The organism is Massilia sp. DWR3-1-1 (genome assembly GCF_049898325.1).
Classification (GTDB): domain Bacteria; phylum Pseudomonadota; class Gammaproteobacteria; order Burkholderiales; family Burkholderiaceae_D; genus JAFCUW01.
The window spans coordinates 38,272-64,328 of sequence record NZ_JAFCXL010000023.1 but is presented as its reverse complement, the minus strand read 5'-3'; the positions used below and the strand labels follow the sequence as shown (position 1 = coordinate 64,328).

Below are 26,057 nucleotides of genomic sequence, written 5' to 3'. Positions count from 1 at the left end.
GCGACTGGCGCGACCGGCAAGGGCATTCACGGCATGTCAGGCGGCGCATGGCGCCCCGCCTGGACGGGCCGATTACTTCACGCGAATGTCGTTTTTGACAGTCGCTACGCCTTTAACGCCGCGGGCGAGTTCGCCGGCTTTGACGGCATCTTGTGGCTGGGCGACGAAGCCCGACAACTGGACGGCGCCTTTGAAGGTTTCGACATTGATCTCGGTCGATTTCAGGGTCGGCTCATTGAAGATCGATGCTTTCACCTTGGTGGTGATGACGGCGTCGTCGACGTATTCGCCGGTGCCTTCTTTGGTCGAGGTCGAAGCGCAGCCGGCCATGGTGGCAACGATGGAAGCGGCGAACAGCATGGTGGCGAAACGGCGTGCGATGGTCATGGTAAATCTCCTTGGTGGATGGTCAAAAAAAATCAAAATTACTTCCCGGCTTACTTGCCGTACTGTGCCTTGGCAGCAGTCATGCAACTGTCTTTGCTTGCCCCGGCGAATGCATCACATTTTTCACGTGCAACCTGGTACTCGGCACTGCGCTTGTCATCGCGGGCGTCGGCGCGCGCTTCCATGGCTTTCTTGTCCGCCTTGGCGTCGGCCTGGGTGGCCACCAGCGCGGACTTGGCCTGGCTGACGCACACATCTTTCTGGTTGCCGGCCAGTGCGCCGCACCTGGTCTTGTCGAGCTGGTACGTCGCATCGGCGATCTTGATGCGCGACTTGGTGTAGGCCTTGAGCGTATTCTTGTAGTACGCGCCCGCTTCCTCTTCGGTGCGCACGCGGGCAGCCTTTGCCTCGGCGACGCAGACATCCTTGGGGTTGCCGGCAATGGCATTGCAGCGTTCATGTGCAAGCTTATAAGCCGACGCGGCATTGTCCTGCGCCTGCTTGTAGACCAGCTTGGCTTCATCGACAGCGGCGCTGGCGACGTTGCAACCTAACGCAAGTACAAGGGCGGCGATGGTGGTCAGGCGGTAGCGCATAATGGATCTCTGGAATTGGTCAACGACAGTACCGTTTTACGGCAGTTGGCGCTGGCCTTCTGTACGCTGGCGAACACAGCGACCTTCCTGGCCAAAAATGTTGTGATTTAACCAGTCCTGTGGCTCCCACACCACGTGCCCCCCCCCCGGCAGTGCACGCAACAAGGCGCCTGCGCGGTCACACTGAATATGTCCTCCCTACAGGCGGAGCGACGGCTGCGGCTGCGAATATCAAAACAGCATCGAAACGGTGCGCCAGCGCACAGACCAAGTTTTTCTCAAGCACTATTCTTCGATCACACATTCGCCAGGAGAATACGATGAAAACCACCCACACACTCGCCGCCATCCTCGTCGCCAGCACCGCGATGCTGACCGGTTGCGCGTCGACCACCTCGACCCCGTACAACAACGCCGGCTACAACAGCAACAACAATGTCGCGTCGGGCTACGGCACCATCGACTCGATCCAGGTCGTGCGTGGCCAGGGCGCCACCAACGGCAGCGGTGCGGTCATCGGCGGCCTGGTGGGCGCCCTGGTCGGCAACCAGGTCGGCAGCGGTAGCGGCCGTACGGTCGCCACCGTGGCCGGCGCCGTTGGCGGCGCTGCCCTTGGCAACAATGTTGAAGCCAATCGCAACGCGAACGGCCAGGACATGTACCAGCTGAACATCCGCATGGACAACGGTGAAATCCGCGCCGTGACCCAGGACAGCGTGTACGACCTGCGCGTGGGCAACCGCGTGCGCCTGGTCGATGGCCGCGTCTACCGCTATTAATCGCTGATCGTGGTGGTCGGGGGCGTTGCCGATACGCCTGGCAAGCGGTGTTGCTTGCCAGCCTTGCGCAAATCCCCCAAGCATCAAGAGCAGTCTCCAGGGCGACCGACGGAGGTTTTCGTCGCCGACCCGCCCGGGCGGCGCCCCATGGCGCCGCCCGGGCCTCCCGCAGCACCCACCCCAATTTTAGGAGCTCCCCATGGGAACCATTCTGTTAGTTGTATTGATTCTTATCCTGATCGGCGTATTGCCAACCTGGAATCACAGCCGTAACTGGGGTATCGCCCCGGTCAGCCTGACCGGCGTACTGGTACTGGTGCTGATCGTCTTGTTGCTCACAGGACGTTTGTAAGACCTCGCCGGCATCAGCCGGCTTTTTTTTCGACCTTTTTCTACGATAATTCACGATGACAGGAGCTGCCATGACCAACCCACGCCCGCTTTCCTTGCGCGTTCTCGCCTGCGCCTTGTTCGGCGCTGTTGCAGCCGCCGTTGGCACCAGCGCCCAGGCGCAAACGGCGCCCGCCATGGCGCCCGCTGTCAGCGCCACCTCGACCGACGCGAACGTGCCGTCCGCCACCGCCCAGAAGCAGGCGCGCGAGATCGCCCAGGGCGACCCGGCGCGCTGGTTCCGCCAGGACCCGGGCGCGGCGGCCAGCCTGCGCCGGCTGCAAAAGGAAATGGGCGCGGCCCTGCAGGAAGCGCAAGGCGCATGCCACCAGCTGCCCGCCGCCCAGCGCACTGCCTGCATGAACGACGCCCGCGCGACCTACAAGAAAGACATGGCTGGCGCCCAGGCGCAAGTCATGGCCGAGCGCCGCTAACCATCCACGCGGCACCCATGATGGCGACCGGCAAAAAAATAGCGCAACGATCAATCGATCGTTGCGCCATGCCAGCGCGATGGTCTGCCTATCGGCGCCAGCCCAGCATTCAATAGCCCGCTTCGCGGCGCCGTTTTTGCTGGATGTACACGCCCACACCGCCCAGTAACGCAACGACGCCCAGCGCGATCTTGCTCTTGTTGCCGAAGCGGCGATTGCGCAACATGCGCAACAGCGGCATGGCGTACGGCAGCAAGGCGCCCACGCTGAAACCGGCCGGTGTCAGCAAGGTGTCGACCTTCGAACGCATGGCGGCAGCGGCATGGTCGACCGCCGTGTGAAACAGCGCCTGCGGCTGGGCTTCGTGCAAGACCTGCGCCTTCGCCCGCACCACGCCGATGCGATAGATTTCGCCCTGGCGCACGAAGCGGGCCTTGCGCTCGTCGACACTGAGCAGGTCTTCCGCGCGCATGCCCTTGTCTTTGACTTCGATCATCTGGTGTTCCATGGTTCCTCCGAGTAGCGGCAGCGCTTACAGCAGCATGTCGCGATCGTTCTTGAGTTCGTTCATTGTTTCAGGGAAAGCCAGCTTGCCCTGCCTGAGCATGGACAGGCCCTTCAGCACCAATGCGGCGGTGATGACGGCAAACACCAAAAACATGATCAACAGGATTTTCCAGCCCATGGCGTCCCACAATGCGGCCACGATGGTGGCCGTACCGAAGGCAATCGCGAACCAGCCAGCCAGCGCCGCGACGGCGAACAGGGCCACCAGTTCGATCAGATGGTTGCGCACTTCGGCCAGCTCGAGTGCAGCGAGCTCAACGCGCGACATCAGCAGACCGAACAGGTTTTTGACCAACCCGCTCAGTCCGCCCATCAGGCCGGGGCCATGAACAATTGTTTCAATTTTTTCCATGGCTGCTCCCGGCGTTAATTATTTGCGGCCCAGAATGACGCCCAACAACAGGCCGACGCTGGCAGCGGCGGCGATCGTGCGCCATGGGTTGTCCTTGACGTAGACATCGGCGGTAGCGGCCAGTTCCTTGCCTTTGACGGTCGCTTTTTCTTGCACCTGGCTGGCTTTACCCAGGGCGACGTCGAGCATGGCCATGCCACGACCGCGCAGTTCTTCGGCCTTTTCGCCCGTCAGCGTGGCGGCGGCCGTCAGCAATGCCTGGGCATCTTTGACGAGGGTCTTGACATCGGTCGAGGTGGTGTTGATGGCGTCATTGACACTGCTGTTCGAGCGGATATTTTCCAACATAATAGTTCTCCTGATGGGTAAAGGGGGCGCAGCGGCAGGTGCCGCTGCGGGGGTGATGCAGTTTTTCTAATTACCAAATTTACCATGAGCGACAGGGATAGCGTACGCGCATCCCTGCCCGTTCGCCGAATTATTTGGTCAGCAGGTCGGCCATATCGTCGGCGTGCTCTTCTTCTACTGCCATGATCGAAATCAACAGGGCGCGCGTGGTCGGGTCAGTGTGGCCGATGGCGTCGATCATCTGACGATACGATTCGATGGCCACGCGCTCGGCGATCAGGTTGGCGCGCACCATCGCGTTGACGTCGGTCGACTCGTCATATTCGGCATGGCTGCGGGCGGTCAGGGTGGCCGGATTGAAGTCGGGCTCGCCATTGAGTTGCACGATGCGCTCGGCGAGCGAATCGGCGTGGCCCTGTTCCTCGATTGCATGCTGGAGGAACTCGGCCTTGACGCCCGCGTTGGCGCGGCCGCTGACGGTGTAATAGTGACGCTTGTAACGGAGCACGCACAGCAGTTCGGTTGCCAGTGCATCGTTGAGCATCTTGATGACCGCTTCGCGGTCGGCGGCGTAGCCTTCGGTCACGGCGCCGTCTTCGAGCTTGGCTGCGGCCTGGCGAATGGCGGCGACATCGAAGCCGTGCTGGACGTTGCGTTGCGCTTGCTGCTTCGGTTGCTGATCTTGCTTGGCTTGCTGGTCCATGATGTTTCCCTTGTATGTATCAGTGTATGAATCAATGCTTGCGTTCAGGTGCCCCGCCCCGCTTTAGCGGCGCGGTGGGATGGCCATGCCTTCGTTCGACAGGACGATTTCCACGCGGCGATTGAGCTGACGGCTGCTCGCGGCATCATTGCTGGCGATGGGGAAGGTCTGACCGTAGCCGCGCATGGCGACCCGGTTGGCGGCCACACCGGTGCCGGTCAGGGCGGCGGCCACGGCGCCGGCGCGGCGCTCGGACAATTCCTGGTTGTGGGCGGCGCTGCCGGTGCTGTCGGTGAACCCTTCGATCAACACCGTGCGGTTCGGATTTTGCGCCAGCACGTCGGCCAGTTTCTTCACGTTGGCCACGCCGTCGGGCTTCAGGCGCGCCTGGTCGGTGTCGAACAGCACGTCGCCGATGGTGATGACCATCCCCCGTTCGGATTTTTTCGCTTGCAGGTCGGCCATCTGCGCTTCGAGCTGGGCGGCGCGGGCTTGCGCTTCGCGGGTCTGCGCTTCAGCGCTCTGGGCTTGACGCTGTGCATTTTCAGCGCTGGCCTGGGCCGCATTGGCGTCCATGCGGGCGCGGTCGGCGTCGAGCTTGGCGCGGTCGGCTTCGGCCGTGCGTGCCTGCAGTTGCATGCGGTCGCGCTGGCGGCCCGAGTTGGCGATGTCCGCTTCAGCCGCTTTCTGGCTGGCGACCTGGCGCGCGATGGCAATTTTCTGCTTGGCCAGGTAGGCCAGGCGGTCGATCGTTTCGAGGCTTTCGCGCTTGACGGCGGCGGCGTTGGCCACGTCGAGGGCATCGCTGGCCTGCTTGAATTCGAGCGGCGCAAAGGACGACACCTGCGGGTTGTTATTGGCGGCGATAAAGTCGCCGCGCGCCTGGTCGAGCGTCGAAGTCGTGGTCGGGGTGCTGCTGCAAGCGGCCAGCATCACGGCGCTGACAAGCACGGCCGATGTCAAAGTGGTGCGTAATTTCATGATCAATTCCTGTTCTTGTTGGTATGGGTGTGGCCGCGCACCGGTGACAGTGCAGGCCAATACGCGGTGAGGCGGTCCGGCGCGGGACCGCGGCCATTAACGGTTGCGGTCGACTTCTTCGCGCAGTACGCGCAAGTCGGCGTCGAGGGCATTGGCGGCGGCATTGGCCTTGGCCGAACCGGCCTTGCTCTGCGCCAGCTTGGCATCGGCCTGCGCTTCGGTGGCCAGTTGGCGTGCCAGCACATAGTCTTTGGCGGCAAGCGCCTCGTTGGCACGCATCATCTTGCTGCGTGCCATGTTGATCTCGGCAGGGGCCAGGTCGGCGGCGCCGGCGCTGACGGCATTTTCAACAGCATTTCTGGACACGGCCACGTCCGCGGTGGCGGGCGCCTTCTGTGAACTGGCACAAGCGGCCAGCGACAACATGGCGGCGACGCCGAGAAGATTGAGCAAGCGGGGGGTGACTGTTTCCAATTTCATGAGGCTTCTCCGTGATTAACATTTGATACTTAACGTTATATGCTGATTCTTTGGCAAGTTCGGTTCGCTGACGCACATATCGCCCACAGCGCGGGTCAATCGGCTATCCTCGCGGCGCTGCGTGCGCCACCGCACATCAGCCGGCGGTCGATTACGCTACCCTCAAACGATCAATGCCATTTATGCAAGCTCAACAAAGGATAGTCATGCCCGACACCAACGCGCCCAGCAGCGCCCCACCCGCCTCCCGCGCCCGCCCCATGTCCCGCGGCGTCACCATCGTGCTGTGGGTGGCCGGCCTGCTGATCGCCCTTGCCGTCCTCGCGCTGGCGCTGTTGCTCACCTACGACTGGAACAAGGCCAGGCCGTGGATCAACGCCAAGGCCAGCGACGCCCTCGGCCGGCCCTTCGCCATTCGCGGCGACTTGTCGCTCAGCTGGCAAACGCCCGATGGCGCCGGGCGCAGCGGCGGCTGGCGCGACCACGTCGTCTGGCCGCATGTGCTTGCCCGCGACGTCCATGTGAGCAATCCCGCCGGCCTGCCTGCGCGCGACACCGCCAGCGTCGGCATGCTGGCATTTTCGCTCAATCCGTTCGCACTGCTGCACAAGACCATCTCGGTGCCCTTGCTGCAGTTCCAGGCACCGTCGATCGACCTGGTCCGCCAGGCCGACGGCAGCAACAACTGGACCTTCCAGCGCAAAGACGACAAGTCGCCGTGGACGGTGGACCTGCAGCGCGTGGTGTTTGCCAAAGGTGTGGTCATGTATGAGGACGCCAACGAAAAAATCAAGGTGCGCGCCGATGTCGACACCCTCGCCGGCGACCCCGTCTATGGCGTCGCCTGGAACCTGGGCGGCAGCTACAACGGCGCCGCCGTCACCGGTGGCGGCAAGGCCGGCGCCGTGCTGTCGCTGAGCAATCAGAGCGCGCCCTTCCCCGTCAAGGCGGCGTTTCACTCGGGCGCCACCCGGATCGAGGCCGATGGCACGGTGGCCCGCCCCGCCAAGGCGATCGCCGTCGACCTGCGCCTGAAACTGGCTGGGCGCAGCATGGCGCGCCTGTACGAATTTACCGGCGTGCTGCTGCCGGAAACGCCCGCCTACAGCACCTCGGGCCGCCTGATCGGCACCGTCGACCAGAACAGCAGCCGCTGGACCTACGAACAATTCAAGGGGAAGGTGGGCGAGAGCGATATCAGCGGCAAGCTGTCGTTTCAAACGGGCAAACCACGCGGCATCCTGACGGGTGACGTCAACGCCAAACTGCTGCGCCTGGAAGACCTGGGACCCATCATCGGCGCCGATTCGAACGCCAGCAAGACCGCGCGCGGCGTCGATACCGTGCAGCCGAGCGGCAAGGTGTTGCCGGTTGAAACCTTCCGCACGGACCGCTGGAAAACCGTCGATGCCGACGTCAAGTTCACGGCCGACAAAATCGTGCGCGGCAAACAGCTTCCCATCACCAATTTGAACACCCACATCGTCATGCAAGCGGGGGTGATGACGCTCAATCCCCTCAATTTCGACATTGCCGGTGGCACCATGGTGTCGAACATCAAGCTCGATGGCAGCGGCGCCGATGGCGTCAATGGCATCAAGGCGACGGCCAAGGTGACGGCGCGCCACCTGCAGATCAAGCAGTTGTTTCCCACGCTCGAGCAGATGCAGGCCACCATCGGCCAGATCGACGGCGACGCCCAGTTGTCGGCGGTCGGCAATTCGGTCTCGACCTTGCTGGCCAAATCGAATGGCGAACTGAAAACCCTGGTCAACCAGGGCTCCGTGAGCAAGCTCCTGCTGGAAGAGATGGGCCTGAACGTGGGCAATATCGTGCTGACCAAACTATTTGGCGACAAGCCCGTCAAGCTCAATTGCATGGCCACCGATTTCGCCGTCACCAACGGCCTGATGCAAACGCGCGTGTTCCTGGTCGATACCGACGAGGCGACCGTGCATGCCAGCGGCACCATCAACCTGGCCGACGAACAACTGGCCCTGACCCTGCAGCCGCAAACGAAGAGCTTCCGCATCTTTTCGCTGCGCGCCCCCTTGCACGTCGATGGCCCGTTCAGCAAGCCGCGCGTGGGCGTCGACAAGAGCGTGGTGGCGATGAAGGCGGGCGGCGCGGCCGCGCTGGCCACGCTGGCCGCGCCGGTGGCCGCCCTGCTGCCCCTGATCAATACGGGGCCCGGTGAAAGCAGCCCGTGCGGGCAGTTGCTGGCCAATGCGCGTGTCAAGCCGGTGGCGCCGCCGCCCGGTAAAACCATGCGCGCAACAGCGCCGACCCAGGCCGCGCCCGTCGCACAGCGCGCACCCGCCAGCCCCGCCGCACCGGCGCCTGCCCGCACGGGCGAGCGCGCCATCCCGAACAGCCGTTGAAGGCAAGCAGGGGCGCTGGCACACAGTGTGAGCAAGTTTGTAACAAAGTGTGTGCTAAGCAACCCTGTGTGCGTTGGCGAACAGACCATCCTGGCAGGGTCGACTATTCTTAACTTCATCGGCGGCTCCTTGCAATCTGATTGCCCGCGACAGCCGCCGCAAGAACAAGAATCGCTTCATCACCAAGGACACCTTATGAAAAACGTAAAATTCGCCACGACCCTGATTGCCGCCCTGATGCTGACCACCGTTGTCGGCTGCGCATCGACCGCCGGCGACAAGCATGAGACCGCCGGCCAGTACATCGATGATGCTGCCGTGACCACCAGCGTCAAGGCGGCCATCGTCAAGGAACCCAGCTTGAAAGTCGCAGAAATTAACGTCGAAACCTACAAAGGCGTCGTCCAGTTGAGCGGTTTCGTCAGCTCGGCGGAAAACATCGCCACCGCAACCACGGTAGCGCGTTCCGTGAACGGCGTGAAATCGGTCAAAAACGACCTGCGTCTGAAGTAAGCCTCAAGTCACATCCCACCCCCACACCAGGAGATTTCTCATGCAAACCATTAAACAAATCGTTGTCAGCGCTTCCCTTATCGTTGTTGCTCTGGGCGTCAGCGGCTGCGCCGGCATGTCCAACCAGGATCGCAACACGGCCGTTGGCGCTGGTGTTGGCGCCGTTGCCGGCAGCGTTCTGACCGGCGGCAGCCCGGTCGGCGCCATCGGCGGCGCAGCCGTCGGCGGCGTGATCGGCAACCAGGTCAAAACCACCAAGTAATTCTTTACTTGTTGGCACAGCAAAACGCCCCGCATGCGGGGCGTTTTGTCGTTCTGCGCCAGGTTTTTCTTGAGAGAAAACCCGAGCTCGTGCGGCTACACGCGCTTACACGAAGGCCGTCGAGCGGGCCGCTTCGCCCGCTGTCTTGACAATTTCGTAGCACTGGCACGACGCCGCCGCCAGGCCCTCGATGTCGAGAATTTCGATGTTGCCGCGGCTATAGATGATCAAACCCTGCTGCTGCAAGGCACTGGCGGCCTTGGTCACGCCCACCCGGCGCACGCCCAGCGCGTGGGCGAGGAACTCGTGGGTCAGGTGAAATTTGTCCGATTGCAGGCGATCACGGGTGACCAGCAGCGAACGCGCCAGCCGTGCCTCGAGCACGTGGAAGCGGCTGCACACGGCGATCTGGATGGCCTGCGCCAGCAAGGTGTCGGTGTATCGGTAGAGCACCCGTTGCAGCGCGGGGTTGCCGGCGAATTCGGCGCGAAAACTGGCGCTGTCCATCCGGCTGGCGGTGCCGGCCCGCTGCACCACCGCGCGCACCTGCGCCACCTCGTGCCCCAGTGCCACCGTCGCGCCCAGCATGCCTTCGCGGCCCACCAGGCCCACCTCGAGCGTCATGCGGCCTTCGGCCACGCCCAGCAAGGAAATCAAACTGTCATGGGGAAAATAAATGGCGCGCACCGGGTCGCGCGGTTCGTACAGCACATCGCCCACCGCCACCCTTACCGTTTCCAGCATGGGCAGCAGGCGCTCGAGGTCGGCTGGCGGCAGGGCCGCCAGCAATTGATTGGTCACCGTTTCCGCCCTTGTTATGGGCGACGCAGAAGCCATCGGCCCCGCATGACCGGTCCGCTGGCGGTCCAGATGGGTAAGTTGAGGCATGTGACTCGCCGGTTTTCCTGCATTGGGGGAACCATTTATTAAATGGGGGAACTTACATTTACAAACACTTTAAAACAGCTTACGGCGTCGATTAGTGAAAGTATGTACGGTGACGCACGGAGCAGCGCCTTGTTACGCGAGAGAATCAATGCCAAGCAAGATACTCTGCGCGGCCATCGTGGCCGCCCAAGTCGCCAGGCCGTTCGCAGCGTCGAACCCGGCCCGAAACCACCCAAAGGACTACTATGGAATCTCCCCTCAACCACAACGCACAAGCGCGTTCGGCCCAGCATCCCCTGATGATCCTGGCCGCGATCGCCGTCGTCCTGTTCTGTGCGGTCGGCATCGCCGCCATCATGGGCTGGATCCCCACCTCGGTCGGCGCTGGCAGCGCGCAGGCGAGTGCCGCCCCACGCGGCGATCTGAGCGAAGCGGACCGGGCCGTGCTGACCGCCAAGATGGGCAGCGCCAACCTGGCGTCCCAGCCGGCGCCGGCCATGCTGGCCGCCAATCTGAGCCCGGCCCCGGCGCCGTCGAACTACATCGAACCGGAGCGCCAGCAGGCAGCACCGGTACGCGAGGCGGCTTACCGTCCCGAGCAGGTGGCGGCGGCGGCACCGGCAAAAAACTGGTGCAACCATTGCGGCAACGTGGAGTCGGTGCGTGAAATCACCACCCGCGCCCAGGGCAGCGGCGTCGGTGCGGCCGGTGGCGCCATCCTCGGCGGCTTGCTGGGCAACCAGGTCGGCGGCGGAACGGGCCGTCAGCTGGCCACCGTTGCCGGCGCGGTCGGCGGCGCCGTGGTCGGCAACCAGGTCGAAGGCAACATGAAAGCGAACCACAGCTACGAAATCCGCGTCCGCATGGACGATGGCGGCACCCGCACCTTCCACCAGCAGAACGCCCCAGGCTGGCGCGAAGGCAACCGCGTCAAGGTGGTCAACGGTTCGCTGCGCTCGGTACGTTAATCCGGTTCCGTCCGCGCTGCGGCGCGACGACCAGCATGCCACGGGCCTCACCCCGTGGCATTTTTTTTGGTGCTTTCACCGCAGGCTGTGATTCCCGCCGCCCGCTCGCCCAATTAAACAACAGTCACCATGCTGTTTCGTCCATCAAAAGTTTTTCTTATTTACAACGTGCGCCAGCGCACGGATTGCCTGTCGAGCAGGCAGCAGAATTGCTTCATGCCCATCTCAGGGCGCTGTTCAACCGGGAGACACCATGAATAAACTGTATTGGGTCGGCATCATCGTCTGGGGCTTGTTCGTGACCGGCTGTGGTTTGACCAGTGCCGGAGCGGGCGAGGTACAACAGCCCCAGGACGTGGTGTTTCTGCTGGCGGGCGGTCTGTTGACGAGCCTGGTCGGACTGGTCGGTTTGTGCGGCTTCATGGGATGGATGGGACGTTCTCAGGCGGCGCAAAAAAGTTATCTTTAACGTACGCCAGCGAACGGAACAAATTCGCCTGACGGGCGACACTGATTTCACGACGAAACAGTCGCCAACCAACTAACAAGGATGTCATCATGCTTTATACCATTGCACTTATTCTTCTGATCCTGTGGGTTTTGGGCCTGGTCACTTCGTACACGGTCGGCGGCTTCCTGCACATCCTGCTGGTCGTTGCAGTGATCATGATTCTGGTCAAACTGATCAGCGGTCGCGGCATCTAGGTTTAGACTAAACTCAAGGCAGGGGCATCTCGCTGATGCCAGCCCGATCCGTTTCGCGGTCATGTTCCACAGTGGTGGACGTGACGGCGAAACGGATTTTTCCATTGCGGAGACCATCATGCAAAATATCAATTTCTTAAGGAAATCCACGGCAGTGGCGCTGGCCCTGGCCCTGGCTGGCTGTGCCGACATGTCGCCCACCGAGCGTGGCACCGCGACCGGGGCCGGCATCGGCGCCGGTCTCGGCGCCATCATCGGCAGCGCCACCGGCGGTGGCGGTGGCAACCGGGCGGCCGGCGGCGCCGTGCTGGGCGCAGCCGCGGGCGGCCTGATCGGCAATGTCTGGTCGCAGCGCATGGAGCGCCAAAAACAGGCGATGGAGCAGGCGACGCGGGGTACCGGCGTGCAAGTGTCGCAAACCCAGGACAACCGCCTGAAACTCGATATCCCCAGCGATATTTCCTTCGATACGGGCCGGGCCGACATCAAGCCGAACTTCCGCCCCGTGCTCGAGCAGTTTGCCGGCACCCTCAACGTCAACCCGGGCACCACCGTGACCATCATCGGCCACACCGACTCGACCGGCTCGCCCGCCATCAACGATCCGCTCTCGCTCGAGCGCGCCGCCCACACGCGCGACTATCTGACCATGCGCGGCGTACAGCCCAACCGCATCGTCGTCGATGGCCGCGGTGCGCGCGAGCCGGTGGCCGCCAACGACGACCCGGCCGGCCGCGCGCGCAACCGCCGCGTTGAAATTTACGTGGCCGAGCGAGATTCGCGCGGCTGAGCGGCGTCGCGCAGCGTCCGGCTACAGCCAGCCTTTTTCGCGGGCGATCCGGAAAGCGTCGACGCGGTTGCCGGCCTCGAACTTGCTGATCGCTTCCGACAAATAATTGCGGATCGTCCCCTCCGACAGGTGAATCTGGCGCGCGATCTCGGCGCTGCTCTTGCCCGCGCCGGCCAGGCGCAGCACCTGCCGTTCGCGCTCGGTCAGCGGATCGGTCTGGCCGCGCAACCCTTCGAGCGCCAGCTCGGGCGCAATCGCCCGGCCGCCACCGTGCACCGTGCGAATGGCCGCGGCCAGCGCATCGGCGGGCCCATCTTTGAGCAGGTAGCCGCGCACCCCTGCCGCCAGCGCCCGCTGCAGGTAGCCGCTGCGGGCGAAGGTGGTGACGATGATGACGCGGGCGGCGCCACCCTGCTCTTTCAGCGCGGCGGCCAGTTCCAGGCCCGTCATCAGGGGCATTTCGATGTCGGTCAGCACGACGTCCGGGGCCAGCGCCCGGCACAAGGCCAGCGCTTCGCGGCCATTGGCGGCGCGTCCCACCACTTCGAGATCGGCTTCGAGTCCCAGCAGGGCCGACAGCGCGCCCAGCACCAGGGCCTGGTCTTCGGCAATCAGGATGCGAATGGGGGCGCTCATGCGACCCTCACGCGCGCACCGGCACGGCGCCCGGCAGGCGCAATTCCAGCGCCACGCCCCGCTCGACCCGCAAGGCCAGTTGCCCGCCCAGCGCCGCCACCCGTTCGCGCATGCCGGCCAGGCCGTTGCCCTGCTCGATGTGGGCGCCACCGGCGAGGCGCTGGCCGTTGTCGGCGATGCGCAGCACCAGCACGCCCTGCACTTCCGACAAGCTCAACTGGCATTCGCTGGCGCCCGCGTGGCGCACGATATTCGTCACCGCTTCGCGCAGCGCCAGCGACATGACGTTTTCGGCCGCCGCCGGCAAGCTGATGGCGGCCACGTCCGCGTGCAGCAGCACGCTGGCGGCGGCCAGGCTGGTGCGCGCATTGTCGAGCTCCTGCGCAAAACCCGACTGGCGATAGCCGCTGACGGCGCTCCTCACCTCGGACAGGGCGGCGCGGGCGCTGCGTTCGATGTCACCGATTTCTCGTCGGCAAGCGTCCGGATCGCGCTCGAACAACTTGCCGGCCAACTCCGCTTTCAGCGTAATCAAGGACAAGGTGTGTCCCAATAAATCGTGCAGATCGCGCGAGATGCGTTCGCGTTCGGCAATCGTGGCCATTTGCTCGACCTCTTCCTGCTTTCTCAGCAACAAGGTGCGCGAGCGCGCCAGGCGCGCTTCCGTGATGCTGGCCAGTCCCACCAGGGTACCGATCAGCAAGACGGGGACCAGGAATTGCACGCGCTGCTGCCCGGCCATCAACAGGCCGGTCGCCAGCGCCGCCCCGATCACCGCCGCCAGGCCCGCGTACGCCAGGCGCAGCGAAACGATGCCGGCACACATGCCGCAGGCAAAAATGAAGAAGGTCGAAGCGCCCAGGTTCTGCGTCGACCAGGCGGCGCCAAACGCACAGGTCAGGCCAATCACCAGCGCCCGCCGGTGGCCGCGGCACCAGTAACTGTAGAAATACAGGGGCAGAAAGCCCAGCACCGTGACCGCCAGCAAGACCATTTCGATGGCGTTCGGGGGCACCGACCAGTATTTCAGCAACACAAATGCGAGCATCAGCACCCACACGTAAGGGGCCTGCCCCCGCGCCGGCGGCACCCAGGGCAGGCGCGCCAGCCGGCGCAGGCGGGAAAATGGCGTCGTCGACAGTGTCATGGGAAGGTTCGGGTGGTCATTGTTCCAAGTATGCGTACTGGACCACGATTACGCCAGTGACAAACGTCAGGTCTGCCTTGTCGCCGATGCAACGGGCGACAGCGCGGCCGCCTTTCCGCTATGCTGGCCCCATTCATCGACTGCGGAGCTCCCCCCATGAAACCAGTGTCCATCCTCATCATGTCGCTTGCCAGCGCCTGCGCCGCCCTGCCGTGCCTGCCGGCCGGCGCCGCCGAACCCCTGTTCAAACCGGGCTTGTGGGAGATCAGGAACAAGCCGTCCGGTGCCGGCGGCTCACAAATGCAAGCGATGCTGGCGGCGGCGCAGCAACAAATGGGCAGCATGGACCCGGGCCAGCGCAAGCAGATCGAGGCGATGATGGCGCGCAACGGCGTGGTCATGGACAACGGCGGCATCAGCGCCAAGGTCTGCATCACCGCGGCCATGGCGGCGCGTCAGCAGTTTCCCGTGCAACAGAAAGGCAATTGCAACTACCGCTACACCCCCGTGGGCAGCAACAGCCTCGACTATTCCTTCAGCTGCAGCAAGCCGGTCGCCAGCGGCGAAGGCAGCGCCATCTTCAGCAGCCCCACCAGCTACACGGCCACCACCCGCGCCAGCGGCGGCCCAGGTGGCGAGCACAGCATGACAATCGCGACCGAGGGCCGCTGGCTGGGCGCTGCCTGCGGCGCCATCGCGCCAGCCGACCAGGCCGGCCAGTAAGCCAGCCGAAGTGCGGCGGCCGGCCAGGCGCTGATTGTGCAGTGCGGCAAAGTCTGTCGGCCTTCGTACGCTAGCGTACACAGTTGATCGCCTGTCGGCACGTATACTGCAGTTTTGCACAGCACCAGGCCCTTACCCATGCTTCCACTTCTCGAGCGCATCGCCGCACTGTCGCGCCCTGATCTGTTCGGGTCCGGCCCCAACAGCGCGGCGCTGGTCATCGACACCCGGGCCTTCAACGCCACCGAGGTGGCCAGCGCCCTGGCCGAGGTCAACACCATCATCCTGCTGACCGAACTGGTGGCAGCCTTGCGGCCACATCATCCCAGCCAGGCCGAGATCGCCGCCACCAATGTGCGCACCCTGTCGGCCCTGCTACGGGGCGAGCCGCACCTTGCCGCCGGCCTGGGCAACGCCATATGCACCGTGCTCGAGCAGCGCCGCCATGCCAGCCTGTACACCGACATCGGCATCCTGTCGAACGACGGCTTTGTCGCCGAACTCAAGCGCCGGATCGCCTACCGCGTCCTGCCGCCCGCCCTTGAACACAGCTACCTGGCCGACGCCATCGACGAGGTGCTGTACGTCGACACCGATTTCCGCTGGATTCAATCGGTGCCGGCGGCCGACTGGATGGAACTGTTCGACATCATTGTCGGCGCCACCCCGGCCGCCCCCTTGCGCAGCGCCCGCGCCACGGTGCTGGCCGGCTTGCTCGACGCCATCCGCACCCTGTCCTGCCGCGTGTGCGCGCTGGGACTGGAGCCGCGACTGGTGCGCAGCAATCCCGACATCGAAACCTTCGCCTCGCCGTTCATGATGCAAAACATCGAGGTCAACGCCTACCTCGAGGGCTACCGCAACATGCTCGAGGCGGACGGGCCGCCGCCGGAAGATGCCCGCCACCTGCTGGTCATGCTCGACCAGTGCGCCGCGCTGATCGGCAAGATTCGCAAGACCGCCGCCAGCCAGGGCACCAGCGTGGCCCTCACCTATGTGCTGCTGGCCTTGAGCCAGAGCATCGACCGCCTGCACAAACTGCTGTTCCTGGTCGACGTCAGCGGCGCCCTGCCCAGCGCGCCCACGGTGGACGTGCACGCGCTGGCCCAGGACGCCAGTCCCGCCCAGGCGCCGCCCGTGAGCCTGCGCTGCGCCGGCGCGATCGCCCTGGCGCAGGAACTGGTCGAGGCGCACAACACCAAGTACGAAGTGCGGCGCCTGTTTGCCGCCAATATCGACTTGCTGGCCAAGAACGTGACGGAAAACGCCAGTCGCACGGGCGAACACTATATTGCCGAATCGCGCGCCGAACTGCGCCACATGTTCGCCTCCTCGGCCGGGGCCGGCGTAGTGGTGGGCTTCATGGCGCTGTTCAAGATTTTGCTCAGCTACCTGCGCAGCGCGCCGCTGGTCGAAGCGTTTTTGTTCAGCATGAATTACTCGCTGGGCTTCATCTTCATCCACCTGCTGCATTTTACGATCGCCACCAAGCAGCCGGCCATGACCGCCTCGCGCATCGCCGCCGCCCTGTCGAGCCGCGATGGCCGCCATATCGACCTCGATACCATGGCCACCCTGATCAACAAGGTGTTTCGCACCCAGTGCGTGGCCGTGCTGGGCAACCTGGCCACGGCGCTGCCGGTGGCCTGGCTGATCGCCATGCTGTGGCACAAGACCACCGGCACCCACCTGGTCACGCCCGACAAGGCCATGCACCTGCTGCACGACATCGATCCCTTCCACAGCCTGGCCCTGATGTATGCGGCGGTGGCCGGGGTCTGCCTGTTCGTGGCCGGCTTGATTTCCGGCTATTACGACAACAAGGCCCTGTACACGCGCATGGCGCAACGGGTACGCCAGTTGCGCACGCTGGGCCGCTGGGTCGGCCAGCAGCGCCTGGCGCGGCTGGCCGAGTACCTGGAAAACAACCTCGGTGGTCTGATGGGAAACCTGTTTTTCGGCATCCTGCTGGGCGTCACGGGCACCCTGGGGTACCTACTGGGCCTGCCGTTGGATATTCGCCATGTGACATTTTCAGCAGCAAATTTCTCCACGGCGCTGGTTGCCCTCGATCATCATGTAAGCTGGCAACTAACGGCGACATCCGTTGCGGGCTTCCTGGGAATCGGCGCGGTCAACCTGCTGGTGAGCTTTTCGCTCGCACTCTGGGTGGCCCTGCGCGCGCGCAAGATTCGCTTCAACCACGGCATTCGCCTGCTCAAGGCGCTGGGGCGGCGCTTCCTGGCGGCGCCCATCGATTTTTTTGTCGGACCACGGGACCCCACTCCCCTACCTTGAAACGAGCAGAGGCATTCAATGAACCATACTTCCACGGCAAGCCGTCGGGCGCGCGTCACCTTGACCTTGTCGCTGTGCGCGAGCCTGCTGCTGCCGGCCTGCGCCAGCCTGCCCGCGGTCGAGCGCAGCGCTGGCGCCAGGGCCACCCCGGCCGTGGCCAACGCCGGCGGTCCCGTGCAAAGCAGGCAGGCGGCGGCGCTGCTGGCGCGGCGCTGGGCGCGCGCCACCCCGGACATGAAGGCGCTGGCGATCCAGGAAGAAGCCGCCACCGGCGTGCCCTTAATTGCCGGCAATAAAGTCACGCTGCTGATCGACGGCCCCGCCACCATGAAGGAAATGATGGCGGCCGTGCGCGAGGCGAAAAGTACGGTCAACCTGGAAACCTATATCTTCGACCAGGACGAACTGGGCCTGCAGTTTGCCGACCTGCTCATCGAAAAGCGCCGCCAGGGCCTCACCGTCAATGTGATGTATGACAGCGTGGGCACCCTCAGCGTGCCGCAAGCGTTTTTCGAACGCATGAAGGCGGGCGGCGTCAATCTGCTGGCCTTCAATCCCGTCAATCCCGTCGCCCGCGTGGGCAAGTGGGAAGTGAACAACCGCGACCACCGCAAGCTGCTGGTGGTGGACGGGATCACGGCATTTACGGGTGGCATCAACATCAGCAGCGACTACGCCAACAGCTCCTTCTTCGGCGCAAGCCGCCGCCCCACCGAACTGGGCAACCGGAAAATCGGCTGGCGCGACACCCACGTGAAAGTCGAAGGACCGGCCGTGGCCGCGTTTCAATATTCCTTCGTCAACAACTGGGTGCACCAGGATGCCGGCGAGCTGCCCGAGGCAAATTACTTCCCCCCCTTGAGCGCGCTGGGCGACAAGGTGGTGCGGGTGCTGGCGACCGACCCCGACAAGGGCTATGAAATCTACAAGTCGCTGGTGCTGGCGATCGGGGAATCGAAAAAAACCGTCCACATCACCAGCGCCTATTTTGTGCCGGACCAGCAGATCGTCGATGCCCTGATCGCCGCCGCGCGCCGCGGCGTCGACGTGCGCCTGGTGCTGCCCGGGGTGACCGACCACGGCCTGGTGCTGCACGCGGGGCGCGCGTTCTACGACGAACTGCTCGCCGGCGGCGTCAGGATCCACCAGTTGCAAGTGGCGGTGCTGCACGCGAAAACCGCCGTCATCGACGGCACCTGGTCGACGGTCGGCTCGGCCAATATCGACCGCCGCAGTTTTATCCATAATTACGAACTGAACCTGATCGTGCTCGATCCCGCCTTCGGCCAGGAAATGGAACGCACCTTCAGCGAAGATCTGCGTGACTCGAAAGAAGTCAGCCGCGAGCAATGGAGCCGGCGCCCCATGTCAGACCGCATCAAGGAGTGGGCCTCGCGCCTGACCGCCTACTGGATCTGAGCGGCCTGCCGCCTCACAACCCGGCCGCCAGCATGCCCGTGTTGTGGGCCGACCAGACACTGGCGCTGCGCATGAAGGTTTCGGTTTGCAGCCGGGAAAACTGCTTGCCCAGGATATCCCAGCCGTAGCGGTCCACCTCGATGCGGGGGCCGTCGATGCGGATGACATTGAATGAATTGACTTCGCCACGCCCGCGGGTCGAGGTGGCGGTGCCGGCCTGCACCACCAGGGCGGCGAAATCGCTGATCTGGTAGCGCTCGGCCGTATTGCCCGCGTGGCTCAGGTGATAGTGTCCCGCCAGCAGCACGTCCACCCCCACTTCGGCAAACGCCTGCATCGCCAGCGGCGCGCGCTCGACCAGGTCGTCGTCGCCCTGCTTGCAGGGCAGGTCGAAGGGATGGTGGGTCACCACCACCCGCGTGATGGCCGGATCGAGACCGGCAAAGGCGGCGCGCATGCTGGCGAGTTGCTCGTGGTTGACGCGGCCGTCCTTGAACGTCAGCGAGCGTGCCGTATTGATGCCGAGCACGGCGATTTCATCGTCGATGTGGATCGGCTCGAGGTCGTCCGTGATGAAACGCTTGTAGCGCGTCAGCGGCTGCACGAAGCGGCGGAACACGTTATAGAGCGAGATGTCGTGATTGCCCGGCACGATGATCTGCGGCCCCGGCAAGCTGTCCAGGTAAGCGCGCGCCGCCTCGAATTCCACGCTCTTGGCGCGCTGGGTCAGGTCACCCGAGACCACCACCACGTCGGGCGCGATGGTCTCGATCAGGGTGCGCAGGGGCGCCAGCAAGTCGTCATCGACTTTGCCGAAATGCAGATCGGATAAATGCACGAGGGTACGCATGGCTTCCTTGTTGTTGTTCTTGTGCCTGCCGAGGGCGGTGGCGGCGATTTATTTAGCGACCGGCACAATCACGCGCAGGGCGGCCGGGCGAATCTTGTAGCGCAGCGGCGTTCGCATCATCGTCACTTCGCCGTCGGTGGCCACGCGCAGGCGCTTGTGGTGGGTGGTGATGTCGAACTGGTCGCACAGCATGGCGTCGAAATCGGCTTCGGCGGCCAGTTTGCCGAATAGCGCACGCCAGCCAAAGCGCAGCAGGCCCAGCCGGCCCGGCCGCTGCGCCACGTAGACACTGAGCAAACCGTCCTGCAGGCTGGCGCGCTCGCCGATGGTGAGGCCGCTCATGCTGTACTGGTTATTGCCGATGAACACAAACGGTGTCGCACGCAGGTGATTGTGGCCCTTGATGCACAGGGTTAATTTGAGGAAGGGATAGCGGCGCAGCGCCGCCACCGTGGCCCACGCGGCCGCCAGCCATTTGCCCCGTCCCAGCCGCGATTGCTGCTTTTCGCGGTCGTGGACGATGTCCGGGTACAGGCCCAGGCCCGAATTGTTCAGGAAAATGCGGCCATTGACTTCGCCCACATCGACCGCGATGAGCATGCCTTCGGCCACATTGCGCACCGCCGCCTCGAGCGCCAGCGGCACGCCGATGTCCTTGGCGAAATGGTTCAGGGTGCCCAGAGGCAGCACGCCGAAGGGCATGCCGCTGCCCGCCACCACCGAGCCGACGGCGTTGATGGTGCCGTCGCCGCCACCGGCCACGATGGCGTCGACGCCATCGGCGAGGGCCTGGCGCGCACTGGCCATCATGTCCTCGCCGCTCTTGGCCAGGGTGATGCTGGCGTGGCAGCCCACGGCGGCAAATTGCCTCTGCAAGGCCTGCGCGGCGTGCTCGTCGTGACCGGCGCCGGCGCCGCCATTGATGATCACGGCGATCTTGCTTCTTTTCGCCGCGCCCGGCGTCAGCGCTTGCGGCTTGTTCAAATCGTCCAGGTTCTACTCCTCATTGGGGGGCGGGCCGGATCAGTCCGGCCGGCCCAGGCGGCGTCGGCGCAAGGTCGACACGGTGGTGATGCAGATGGCCAGCCAGATACAGCCTTCGGCGGTCGCCGCCAGCACATCGGACAGGTAATGCACGCCCAGGTACATGCGGCTCAAGCCCACCAGCGCCACCATTGCGCCTGCCGCGAGCACCACCGCGGCGCGCGCGGCGGCACCGCGCAGGTGCGCCACCAGCACGCAGGCCAGCAAGCCATAAAACATGGCGGCAAAGGCCGTGTGACCACTGGGAAAACTGTAGGTGGTCAGGGTCAGCAACGGTGCGTCGAAGGTGGGCCGCGCGCGCTGAAAACTATACTTTATCAGCACATTGAGCAAGGTGCCGCCCGGCAGGATGATCATTCCGGCAAGTAGCCACCAGCGCAGCTTGCGCACATAGAACACCACAAGCAAGGACAGCGCCAACAGGGCGCCGGCAATTCCGCCGTGAAAGAACGACACCCCCAGCATGAACGCCGTCATGGCCGGGGTGGCGCGCACGTGCAACCAGTTGGCCACGGCGACGTCCAGCCGCACCAGTTCTGCGCCGGAGACGACATCGTCGGCGATCAGGCCGAACGCCAGGGTACCGAGAAAGAGCATGACGACACCGAGTGTCAGGTGGGCGCCGGCCACCCCTTCGGGCGACAGGCGAGCGGCGGTGAAACGCTGAAAACGTGTCCATAAAGACATTGGTGGGGAAACCTTTGCGTAAAAACGACAATATCAAAATTAACTGGGTATTTGTACAGTAGCTGTGGATTTATACAGTGGTTATGCTATTCTTGGATCACTGGACAACACATCAGCCCCCACTCCAAAAGGACGCCATCATGACCACCTTGAACAACGCTTTCGGCAAGCAATACGCTCCCAGTTCCTTCACCTTGCGCTTCGGCCGCCGTGAAGTGCTGGTGACCCGCGACTTCCGCAAGCGCTTCTATGCGGTCAATCCTGTCATCGAGTGTGACACCGGCGTCGAGCCTGGCCATCTGGAAGTGCTGTTGCTGCGCCGCTGGTTGCTGATTTTATCGAAAGCGCACTAAGCACCTGTTCTTGCAGCGCGCGGCGGGCGACTGCGGACGGTGGCATCACCGAGCGCAGCGCACCTTCGCACGGCGGGCGCGGCCCGTCAATCACCGTCGGATGGCAGCACGCACCAGCTGCCTGTTTCACTAGGCACCAAAAAACACATATCTTCACTTGATTTCCTTCGTTCCCTTCCAGGCAAGCTATGCGTACGCTGGCGTTTCCCTAGTCACGAAAGATTTCGACCATGCTGCTCAAAAAAATAAGTCAAACAGTCCTCGCGGTCTTGCTTGTATCACAGGCAGCGATGGCGGCCGATATCACCCTGCTCAACGTGTCCTACGATCCGACCCGTGAGTTGTACCAGGATTTCAACAGCGCTTTCGCCCGCCAATGGAAAGCCAAGACGGGCGATACCGTCACCGTCAAGCAATCGCACGGCGGTTCCGGCAAACAGGCCCGCTCCGTCATCGACGGCCTCGATGCCGATGTGGTCACGCTGGCGCTGGCCAGCGACGTGGACGCCATCAGCGAGCGCGGCTACATCATCCCCGCCTGGCAAAAACGCCTGCCGCACAACAGCGCGCCTTACACCTCGACCATCGTGTTCCTGGTTCGCAAGGGCAATCCAAAAGGCATCAAGGACTGGAACGACCTGATCAAACCGGGCATTTCCGTCATCACGCCCAACCCGAAAACCTCGGGCGGCGCCCGCTGGAATCACCTCGCTGCCTGGGGTTACGCCCTGCGTCAACCGGGTGCTTCGGAAGCGAGCGCGCGCGACTTCATCGGCAAGCTGTATCGCAACGTGCCCGTGCTCGACTCCGGCGCACGGGGCGCCACCACCACGTTTGTCGAACGCGGCATCGGCGACGTCCTGATCGCCTGGGAAAACGAAGCGCTGCTGGCCATCAAGGAACTGGGCCCGGACAAGGTGGAAATTGTCGCCCCGTCCGTGAGCATCCTGGCCGAGCCGCCCGTCTCCGTGGTCGACAAGGTGGTCGACAAGCGCGGCACCCGCAAGGTGGCCGAGGCCTACCTGCAATATCTGTACAGCGACGAAGGCCAGGAAATCGCCGCCAAGCATTATTACCGTCCGGTGGTGGAAAAATTCGCCACCAAGTACGCGGCCCAGTTCCCGAAAGTCAAACTGTTCAACATTGAGGAAGTAGCCGGCGGCTGGCCGAAGGCACAAAAGGCCCACTTCGCCGATGGCGGCATTTTTGACCAGATCTATCAGCCGGGCAAAAAATAAGCGAGCCTGGCCCTGCGCAGGCTGTCCTGCGCAGGCTGTCCTGCTTTGCTTGCCTTGCTTTTGTTGTCCCGCTTTGCTTGTCCCGATTTCGTTGTCCCGCTTTTATTGTCCCGCTTTTGTTGTCCCGCTTTTGTTGTCCCGCTTTTGTCGTCCTGTTTTTGTCGTCCTGCCCTGATCCTTACCCCGCCTCTCTCCTCGATGGTGTTAGCGCAGTCCCGCCCCGGCGGGCTGCGTTTTTTTATGGGCGGGGGAGCCGCCGCCGGCCCCGGCACGGGGTGCGCAGCGTCTGATCGGGTCCGTCCGCAATCGCCGGGACGCGCGCGCGCGCGCCGTTCAGCCCCGCTGCATGGCGCCGCCAACCTGTGTATGATCTTGCCAATACGCCCATAGCAGGCGCCGACCATGCCACCCCCAGGAGACTTGCCCGATGACCCGACTCACTGCCAGCGACTTTGATCCGGAAGTGCTGAAACTGTTCGACCAATACGTGCACGGCCAGCTCGACCGTCGTGGATTTCTGGCCCAGGCTGGCCGCTACGCCGTCGGTGGCGCCACCGCGGCATCGCTGCTGACGGCCCTGTCGCCCAGTTTCGCGGCGCAAATGGTCGCACCGAACGACGCCCGCATCAAGGCCAGCTTCGTCGAATTTCCATCGCCGAGCGGTTACGGCAAGCTGCGCGGCTACCTGGTCGAACCGGCCAAGGCGGCCGGCAAGCTGCCCGTGGTCCTGGTGGTGCATGAAAACCGCGGTCTCAATCCCCACATCGAAGACATCGCGCGCCGGGTCGCCCTCGACGGTTTCATCGCCTTCGCCCCCGACGCCCTGTTTCCGCTGGGCGGCTACCCCGGCGACGAAGACAAGGCACGTGAACTGTTCGCCAAGCTGGACCAGACCAAGACGCGCGCCGACTTTGTCGAAGCGAGCAGCATCGCCGCCACTTTGCCCAATGCCAGCGGCAAAGTGGGCGTGGTCGGCTTTTGCTACGGCGGCGGCATCGCCAATTACCTGCCCACCGTCACGCCGAAAATCGGCGCTGCCGTGGCCTTTTATGGTCAGCAAGCACCGGCGAGCGAAGTGCCGAAAATCCGCGTGCCCCTGATGATTCACGATGCCGAAAAAGACGAACGCATCCGCGCCGGCTGGCCCGCCTACGAGGCAGCCCTGAAGGCGGCCAAGGTCGACTATCAATACTTCGTCTATCCGGCCACCGAGCACGGCTTTAATAACGACACCACGCCCCGCTACGATCCGGCCGCCGCCAAGCTGGCCTGGCAGCGCACCATGGATTTCTTCAAGGCCAAGCTGGCCTGATCCCTGTACCAATCAAAAACGGCCGCGCAAGTTCGCTTGCGTGGCCGTTTTTTTTCGCGCATTCACTGTTGGCTGTGGGTCCCGCCGTTTCAGCCAACGATGACAGCGCTTTTTTCTCGGGTCGTCGGATCAGTCCGGCTTGGTCTTCATGAACGCCAGATCGTCGTCCGTCAGCGGCAGGTCGTCGATCGATTCGATCGAATCGGTACCGATGTCGGCGCCGTCGCGCACGTTGCCGTCGCGTCCGGCAGCGGCGCGTTCGCCCGTGCCGCCCGCATCGGTATCACTGTCGAGATCGGCGTCGCCCATGTCGGCGCCGGCGGTGTCACTGCCATGGCCGAAGGAATAATCTTCGTTGGTGCCCCGCTCCAGTCCGGGAAACAGGTCTTCGTCGATGCCGACGGCAAAACCGGGGCCGCCGGTGACGTCGCTGCCCGAATCGGAATTGTCGCTCGGCCCCAGCGACTCGGTCCCATGGCCCTTGCCCAGACTGCGGTCTGGCATTTCCGGAAAATTATCCGGGTCTAGTGTGCTGATGCCGCTCATGTCAACTCCCGATCACGATCAATAGTGAGCAGAGTCTAACGAACTTCGGGAAAATCCCGCGCACAAGCAGCACGCCTCAAAATGCGTGGCGCATGCCGACATTGACCGCCGACGACCCACCGCCCGGGGCCGAGGCGTTACCGACCGTGTAAGCGGCGCCGGCGCGGTTGTTGATGCGCGAGTAGGCGGCGTAGAAATCGGTGCGCCGCGACAACGCGTAGGTGGCGCCCAGCGCCACCTGCCTGGCGTCCTGGTTGGCCGCATCGCGGTCGTTCTTGCGGATGAACGAGGCGAGCAAGGTGGCGCCGCCGCAGGGCACGGCCAGGCCAACGAGCATGTCGCGGCTGTCCGTCGACGGCGTCGAGGCGATCGCCGCGCTGTAGGGATTGTCGGGATTCCACAAGGGCGAGCTGGCGGCGCCCCGGCTGACGCTGTAGGCGGCGTAGGCGGTGCCGAAGCCCATCCGCATGTTCGCCGCCAGCACGGAATTTTTGGCGTCCAGGCTGTTGTTGCCCATCTGGGTGGACGGTGCCACGCCGGCCACACTGCGGTTCTGGTGCGCTGCCCGCAACACCAGTGCGCCCGCCGCGACGCCCACCGACAGGCCCCAGCTACGGTTGCCCGCCATCGCCAGCGGCTTGCCGGCCGCTGGCGTGGCCGGCTCGTCACGCGCATACGAGGCGGCCGCCGAGACGCCGTGCACGGCGCCGCTGGTGTAATGGATGCTGTTGTCTTCGCGGCGCCCGGCAGTGCCGATCAGGTTGGTGGCGCTGCCGGCGGTGCCGCCCTTGAACGGGTCGCCCACTTCCGTGACCGCGCTGTACTGGAGGTTTTGCTGGCGGCCCACGGAGAGCGTACCCGCCGCGCCCTGGATGCCGACATAGGCCTGGCGGCCGAACAGGCGGCCGCCCTGGTCGGCGTGGCCGCTGTCGAGCTGGACGCCCGCTTCGAGACCGTAGACCACGGCCAGATTGCCGTCGATGGCTTCGCTGCCGCGCACGCCCACGCGCGAGGCGGACGCCATGCCGCTGTCGACGCGCACGCTGCAATTGCTGGCGCAGCCCCGTTCGCTGACGACGCCCGCATCGAGCACACCGTAGACGGTCGCTGCATGTTGTGCCGCTGCACTGCCAACGCTTGCGCCAAGCAGGGCGAACACCAGGGCAGTTAATTTCATGAGCAACACTCCAGACCAGGCACGGGGCCTGCACCAGGACAGCATGGCCAATTGCCGCCGAAACTTCTGTCGCCTGGGCCACATAAGCGCCTCAAGCTTTCCC

At 64.0% G+C, this 26,057-nt stretch carries 32 protein-coding genes; 16 read left to right on the top strand and 16 right to left on the bottom strand.

The features are described 5' to 3' along the window. Positions 1-72 precede the first annotated feature (72 nt). Both ACP7EY_RS20485 and ACP7EY_RS20480 read right to left on the bottom strand, forming a co-directional pair. The gene (locus ACP7EY_RS20485; protein ID WP_426196892.1) at positions 73-387 is read right to left on the bottom strand and encodes a BON domain-containing protein; all 315 of its coding nucleotides are present in this window, start codon (positions 385-387) and stop codon (positions 73-75) included. Between the two features lie 50 nt (positions 388-437). After that, complete coding sequence (locus ACP7EY_RS20480; protein ID WP_426196890.1) at positions 438-983, bottom strand: hypothetical protein; 546 nt, start codon at positions 981-983, stop codon at positions 438-440. Positions 984-1,303: 320 nt separating this feature from the next. Here ACP7EY_RS20480 and ACP7EY_RS20475 point away from each other — a divergent pair, with 320 nt between their 5' ends. From ACP7EY_RS20475 to ACP7EY_RS20465, 3 genes are all read left to right on the top strand, one after another. After that, entirely contained in the window at positions 1,304-1,762 is a 459-nt protein-coding gene (locus ACP7EY_RS20475; protein WP_426196888.1) for a glycine zipper 2TM domain-containing protein, read from the top strand. A gap of 199 nt (positions 1,763-1,961) precedes the next feature. After that, positions 1,962-2,114 (top strand): DUF3309 family protein, encoded by a 153-nt coding sequence (locus ACP7EY_RS20470; RefSeq protein WP_426196886.1) that lies wholly within the window; start codon positions 1,962-1,964, stop codon positions 2,112-2,114. Between the two features lie 70 nt (positions 2,115-2,184). Continuing rightward, complete coding sequence (locus ACP7EY_RS20465; RefSeq protein WP_426196885.1) at positions 2,185-2,586, top strand: hypothetical protein; 402 nt, start codon at positions 2,185-2,187, stop codon at positions 2,584-2,586. Between the two features lie 109 nt (positions 2,587-2,695). Here the strand turns inward: ACP7EY_RS20465 and ACP7EY_RS20460 are convergent, their stop codons facing one another. The 6 genes from ACP7EY_RS20460 to ACP7EY_RS20435 all read right to left on the bottom strand — a co-directional run bounded on the left by ACP7EY_RS20460 (position 2,696) and on the right by ACP7EY_RS20435 (position 6,017). Beyond that, positions 2,696-3,094, bottom strand: coding sequence for a hypothetical protein (locus ACP7EY_RS20460; RefSeq protein WP_426196883.1), 399 nt, complete (start codon positions 3,092-3,094; stop codon positions 2,696-2,698). Positions 3,095-3,118: 24 nt separating this feature from the next. Next, the gene (locus ACP7EY_RS20455; RefSeq protein ID WP_426196881.1) at positions 3,119-3,505 is read right to left on the bottom strand and encodes a phage holin family protein; all 387 of its coding nucleotides are present in this window, start codon (positions 3,503-3,505) and stop codon (positions 3,119-3,121) included. A gap of 18 nt (positions 3,506-3,523) precedes the next feature. Beyond that, positions 3,524-3,853 carry a DUF883 family protein gene (locus ACP7EY_RS20450; protein WP_426196879.1) on the bottom strand — a complete coding sequence of 110 codons (330 nt, stop codon included), beginning with the start codon at positions 3,851-3,853 and terminating at the stop codon, positions 3,524-3,526. A 130-nt stretch (positions 3,854-3,983) separates the two neighbouring features. Beyond that, a complete protein-coding gene (locus tag ACP7EY_RS20445) occupies positions 3,984-4,556 on the bottom strand; it encodes a ferritin-like domain-containing protein (protein ID WP_426196878.1) in 573 nt (190 codons plus the stop codon). 63 nt (positions 4,557-4,619) lie between these two features. Continuing rightward, positions 4,620-5,537: an OmpA family protein gene (locus tag ACP7EY_RS20440; RefSeq protein WP_426196876.1), complete on the bottom strand. Its 918-nt coding sequence runs from the start codon at positions 5,535-5,537 to the stop codon at positions 4,620-4,622. Positions 5,538-5,633: 96 nt separating this feature from the next. Then, entirely contained in the window at positions 5,634-6,017 is a 384-nt protein-coding gene (locus ACP7EY_RS20435; RefSeq protein WP_426196874.1) for a DUF4398 domain-containing protein, read from the bottom strand. A gap of 206 nt (positions 6,018-6,223) precedes the next feature. On the opposite strand from ACP7EY_RS20435, the gene ACP7EY_RS20430 reads away from it, so the two are divergent. From ACP7EY_RS20430 to ACP7EY_RS20420, 3 genes are all read left to right on the top strand, one after another. Further along, the gene (locus tag ACP7EY_RS20430; protein WP_426196872.1) at positions 6,224-8,398 is read left to right on the top strand and encodes an AsmA family protein; all 2,175 of its coding nucleotides are present in this window, start codon (positions 6,224-6,226) and stop codon (positions 8,396-8,398) included. A gap of 195 nt (positions 8,399-8,593) precedes the next feature. After that, positions 8,594-8,911: a BON domain-containing protein gene (locus ACP7EY_RS20425; RefSeq protein ID WP_426196925.1), complete on the top strand. Its 318-nt coding sequence runs from the start codon at positions 8,594-8,596 to the stop codon at positions 8,909-8,911. A gap of 40 nt (positions 8,912-8,951) precedes the next feature. After that, the gene (locus ACP7EY_RS20420; RefSeq protein ID WP_426196870.1) at positions 8,952-9,173 is read left to right on the top strand and encodes a glycine zipper 2TM domain-containing protein; all 222 of its coding nucleotides are present in this window, start codon (positions 8,952-8,954) and stop codon (positions 9,171-9,173) included. 105 nt (positions 9,174-9,278) lie between these two features. On the opposite strand, the gene ACP7EY_RS20415 is transcribed toward ACP7EY_RS20420, so the two are convergent. Then, entirely contained in the window at positions 9,279-10,010 is a 732-nt protein-coding gene (locus ACP7EY_RS20415) for a Crp/Fnr family transcriptional regulator (protein ID WP_426196923.1), read from the bottom strand. Positions 10,011-10,306: 296 nt separating this feature from the next. Here ACP7EY_RS20415 and ACP7EY_RS20410 point away from each other — a divergent pair, with 296 nt between their 5' ends. The 4 genes from ACP7EY_RS20410 (at position 10,307) to ACP7EY_RS20395 (ending at position 12,524) form a co-directional block, all read left to right on the top strand. Next, positions 10,307-11,029 carry a glycine zipper 2TM domain-containing protein gene (locus ACP7EY_RS20410; RefSeq protein WP_426196868.1) on the top strand — a complete coding sequence of 241 codons (723 nt, stop codon included), beginning with the start codon at positions 10,307-10,309 and terminating at the stop codon, positions 11,027-11,029. A gap of 253 nt (positions 11,030-11,282) precedes the next feature. Beyond that, a complete protein-coding gene (locus ACP7EY_RS20405; RefSeq protein WP_426196866.1) occupies positions 11,283-11,498 on the top strand; it encodes a hypothetical protein in 216 nt (71 codons plus the stop codon). A gap of 89 nt (positions 11,499-11,587) precedes the next feature. After that, the gene (locus tag ACP7EY_RS20400) at positions 11,588-11,734 is read left to right on the top strand and encodes a lmo0937 family membrane protein (protein WP_426196864.1); all 147 of its coding nucleotides are present in this window, start codon (positions 11,588-11,590) and stop codon (positions 11,732-11,734) included. 118 nt (positions 11,735-11,852) lie between these two features. Continuing rightward, the gene (locus ACP7EY_RS20395; RefSeq protein WP_426196863.1) at positions 11,853-12,524 is read left to right on the top strand and encodes an OmpA family protein; all 672 of its coding nucleotides are present in this window, start codon (positions 11,853-11,855) and stop codon (positions 12,522-12,524) included. A 21-nt stretch (positions 12,525-12,545) separates the two neighbouring features. On the opposite strand, the gene ACP7EY_RS20390 is transcribed toward ACP7EY_RS20395, so the two are convergent. Both ACP7EY_RS20390 and ACP7EY_RS20385 read right to left on the bottom strand, forming a co-directional pair. Beyond that, positions 12,546-13,160 carry a response regulator transcription factor gene (locus tag ACP7EY_RS20390; RefSeq protein WP_426196862.1) on the bottom strand — a complete coding sequence of 205 codons (615 nt, stop codon included), beginning with the start codon at positions 13,158-13,160 and terminating at the stop codon, positions 12,546-12,548. Between the two features lie 7 nt (positions 13,161-13,167). Beyond that, positions 13,168-14,307, bottom strand: coding sequence for a sensor histidine kinase (locus tag ACP7EY_RS20385; protein ID WP_426196861.1), 1,140 nt, complete (start codon positions 14,305-14,307; stop codon positions 13,168-13,170). Between the two features lie 156 nt (positions 14,308-14,463). On the opposite strand from ACP7EY_RS20385, the gene ACP7EY_RS20380 reads away from it, so the two are divergent. The 3 genes from ACP7EY_RS20380 to cls all read left to right on the top strand — a co-directional run bounded on the left by ACP7EY_RS20380 (position 14,464) and on the right by cls (position 18,747). Next, positions 14,464-15,030 (top strand): DUF3617 domain-containing protein, encoded by a 567-nt coding sequence (locus ACP7EY_RS20380; RefSeq protein ID WP_426196860.1) that lies wholly within the window; start codon positions 14,464-14,466, stop codon positions 15,028-15,030. A 138-nt stretch (positions 15,031-15,168) separates the two neighbouring features. After that, the gene (locus tag ACP7EY_RS20375; protein ID WP_426196858.1) at positions 15,169-17,328 is read left to right on the top strand and encodes a site-specific recombinase; all 2,160 of its coding nucleotides are present in this window, start codon (positions 15,169-15,171) and stop codon (positions 17,326-17,328) included. 18 nt (positions 17,329-17,346) lie between these two features. After that, positions 17,347-18,747 carry a cardiolipin synthase gene (cls, locus tag ACP7EY_RS20370; RefSeq protein WP_426196856.1) on the top strand — a complete coding sequence of 467 codons (1,401 nt, stop codon included), beginning with the start codon at positions 17,347-17,349 and terminating at the stop codon, positions 18,745-18,747. 13 nt (positions 18,748-18,760) lie between these two features. Here cls and ACP7EY_RS20365 read toward each other — a convergent pair whose 3' ends face one another. Genes ACP7EY_RS20365 through ACP7EY_RS20355 form a run of 3 tightly spaced genes read right to left on the bottom strand, consistent with a single transcriptional unit; the run spans position 18,761 to position 21,328 of the window. After that, positions 18,761-19,597, bottom strand: coding sequence for a metallophosphoesterase family protein (locus ACP7EY_RS20365; protein ID WP_426196854.1), 837 nt, complete (start codon positions 19,595-19,597; stop codon positions 18,761-18,763). 48 nt (positions 19,598-19,645) lie between these two features. Continuing rightward, positions 19,646-20,581, bottom strand: a complete 936-nt coding sequence (locus ACP7EY_RS20360; RefSeq protein WP_426196852.1) for a diacylglycerol/lipid kinase family protein — start codon at positions 20,579-20,581, stop codon at positions 19,646-19,648. Positions 20,582-20,620: 39 nt separating this feature from the next. Further along, positions 20,621-21,328: a phosphatase PAP2 family protein gene (locus tag ACP7EY_RS20355; protein ID WP_426196850.1), complete on the bottom strand. Its 708-nt coding sequence runs from the start codon at positions 21,326-21,328 to the stop codon at positions 20,621-20,623. Between the two features lie 140 nt (positions 21,329-21,468). Here ACP7EY_RS20355 and ACP7EY_RS20350 point away from each other — a divergent pair, with 140 nt between their 5' ends. The 3 genes from ACP7EY_RS20350 (at position 21,469) to ACP7EY_RS20340 (ending at position 24,231) form a co-directional block, all read left to right on the top strand. Beyond that, on the top strand, positions 21,469-21,681 hold the full coding sequence (locus tag ACP7EY_RS20350) for a hypothetical protein (protein ID WP_426196848.1): 213 nt from the start codon (positions 21,469-21,471) through the stop codon (positions 21,679-21,681). A 230-nt stretch (positions 21,682-21,911) separates the two neighbouring features. Then, positions 21,912-22,919, top strand: coding sequence for a sulfate ABC transporter substrate-binding protein (locus tag ACP7EY_RS20345; protein WP_426196847.1), 1,008 nt, complete (start codon positions 21,912-21,914; stop codon positions 22,917-22,919). Positions 22,920-23,346: 427 nt separating this feature from the next. Beyond that, the gene (locus ACP7EY_RS20340) at positions 23,347-24,231 is read left to right on the top strand and encodes a dienelactone hydrolase family protein (protein WP_426196845.1); all 885 of its coding nucleotides are present in this window, start codon (positions 23,347-23,349) and stop codon (positions 24,229-24,231) included. A gap of 129 nt (positions 24,232-24,360) precedes the next feature. Here the strand turns inward: ACP7EY_RS20340 and ACP7EY_RS20335 are convergent, their stop codons facing one another. Then, on the bottom strand, positions 24,361-24,777 hold the full coding sequence (locus ACP7EY_RS20335; protein ID WP_426196843.1) for a hypothetical protein: 417 nt from the start codon (positions 24,775-24,777) through the stop codon (positions 24,361-24,363). A gap of 76 nt (positions 24,778-24,853) precedes the next feature. Further along, on the bottom strand, positions 24,854-25,954 hold the full coding sequence (locus tag ACP7EY_RS20330; protein ID WP_426196841.1) for a porin: 1,101 nt from the start codon (positions 25,952-25,954) through the stop codon (positions 24,854-24,856). Positions 25,955-26,057: the final 103 nt, after the last annotated feature.

Coding starts and splice junctions, on each gene's coding strand:
- ACP7EY_RS20485 (WP_426196892.1), bottom strand. CDS start 387: ATGACCATCGCACGCCGTTTCGCCACCATGCTGTTCGCCGCTTCCATC.
- ACP7EY_RS20480 (WP_426196890.1), bottom strand. CDS start 983: ATGCGCTACCGCCTGACCACCATCGCCGCCCTTGTACTTGCGTTAGGT.
- ACP7EY_RS20475 (WP_426196888.1), top strand. CDS start 1,304: ATGAAAACCACCCACACACTCGCCGCCATCCTCGTCGCCAGCACCGCG.
- ACP7EY_RS20470 (WP_426196886.1), top strand. CDS start 1,962: ATGGGAACCATTCTGTTAGTTGTATTGATTCTTATCCTGATCGGCGTA.
- ACP7EY_RS20465 (WP_426196885.1), top strand. CDS start 2,185: ATGACCAACCCACGCCCGCTTTCCTTGCGCGTTCTCGCCTGCGCCTTG.
- ACP7EY_RS20460 (WP_426196883.1), bottom strand. CDS start 3,094: ATGGAACACCAGATGATCGAAGTCAAAGACAAGGGCATGCGCGCGGAA.
- ACP7EY_RS20455 (WP_426196881.1), bottom strand. CDS start 3,505: ATGGAAAAAATTGAAACAATTGTTCATGGCCCCGGCCTGATGGGCGGA.
- ACP7EY_RS20450 (WP_426196879.1), bottom strand. CDS start 3,853: ATGTTGGAAAATATCCGCTCGAACAGCAGTGTCAATGACGCCATCAAC.
- ACP7EY_RS20445 (WP_426196878.1), bottom strand. CDS start 4,556: ATGGACCAGCAAGCCAAGCAAGATCAGCAACCGAAGCAGCAAGCGCAA.
- ACP7EY_RS20440 (WP_426196876.1), bottom strand. CDS start 5,537: ATGAAATTACGCACCACTTTGACATCGGCCGTGCTTGTCAGCGCCGTG.
- ACP7EY_RS20435 (WP_426196874.1), bottom strand. CDS start 6,017: ATGAAATTGGAAACAGTCACCCCCCGCTTGCTCAATCTTCTCGGCGTC.
- ACP7EY_RS20430 (WP_426196872.1), top strand. CDS start 6,224: ATGCCCGACACCAACGCGCCCAGCAGCGCCCCACCCGCCTCCCGCGCC.
- ACP7EY_RS20425 (WP_426196925.1), top strand. CDS start 8,594: ATGAAAAACGTAAAATTCGCCACGACCCTGATTGCCGCCCTGATGCTG.
- ACP7EY_RS20420 (WP_426196870.1), top strand. CDS start 8,952: ATGCAAACCATTAAACAAATCGTTGTCAGCGCTTCCCTTATCGTTGTT.
- ACP7EY_RS20415 (WP_426196923.1), bottom strand. CDS start 10,010: ATGGCTTCTGCGTCGCCCATAACAAGGGCGGAAACGGTGACCAATCAA.
- ACP7EY_RS20410 (WP_426196868.1), top strand. CDS start 10,307: ATGGAATCTCCCCTCAACCACAACGCACAAGCGCGTTCGGCCCAGCAT.
- ACP7EY_RS20405 (WP_426196866.1), top strand. CDS start 11,283: ATGAATAAACTGTATTGGGTCGGCATCATCGTCTGGGGCTTGTTCGTG.
- ACP7EY_RS20400 (WP_426196864.1), top strand. CDS start 11,588: ATGCTTTATACCATTGCACTTATTCTTCTGATCCTGTGGGTTTTGGGC.
- ACP7EY_RS20395 (WP_426196863.1), top strand. CDS start 11,853: ATGCAAAATATCAATTTCTTAAGGAAATCCACGGCAGTGGCGCTGGCC.
- ACP7EY_RS20390 (WP_426196862.1), bottom strand. CDS start 13,160: ATGAGCGCCCCCATTCGCATCCTGATTGCCGAAGACCAGGCCCTGGTG.
- ACP7EY_RS20385 (WP_426196861.1), bottom strand. CDS start 14,307: ATGACACTGTCGACGACGCCATTTTCCCGCCTGCGCCGGCTGGCGCGC.
- ACP7EY_RS20380 (WP_426196860.1), top strand. CDS start 14,464: ATGAAACCAGTGTCCATCCTCATCATGTCGCTTGCCAGCGCCTGCGCC.
- ACP7EY_RS20375 (WP_426196858.1), top strand. CDS start 15,169: ATGCTTCCACTTCTCGAGCGCATCGCCGCACTGTCGCGCCCTGATCTG.
- cls (WP_426196856.1), top strand. CDS start 17,347: ATGAACCATACTTCCACGGCAAGCCGTCGGGCGCGCGTCACCTTGACC.
- ACP7EY_RS20365 (WP_426196854.1), bottom strand. CDS start 19,597: ATGCGTACCCTCGTGCATTTATCCGATCTGCATTTCGGCAAAGTCGAT.
- ACP7EY_RS20355 (WP_426196850.1), bottom strand. CDS start 21,328: ATGTCTTTATGGACACGTTTTCAGCGTTTCACCGCCGCTCGCCTGTCG.
- ACP7EY_RS20350 (WP_426196848.1), top strand. CDS start 21,469: ATGACCACCTTGAACAACGCTTTCGGCAAGCAATACGCTCCCAGTTCC.
- ACP7EY_RS20345 (WP_426196847.1), top strand. CDS start 21,912: ATGCTGCTCAAAAAAATAAGTCAAACAGTCCTCGCGGTCTTGCTTGTA.
- ACP7EY_RS20340 (WP_426196845.1), top strand. CDS start 23,347: ATGACCCGACTCACTGCCAGCGACTTTGATCCGGAAGTGCTGAAACTG.
- ACP7EY_RS20335 (WP_426196843.1), bottom strand. CDS start 24,777: ATGAGCGGCATCAGCACACTAGACCCGGATAATTTTCCGGAAATGCCA.
- ACP7EY_RS20330 (WP_426196841.1), bottom strand. CDS start 25,954: ATGAAATTAACTGCCCTGGTGTTCGCCCTGCTTGGCGCAAGCGTTGGC.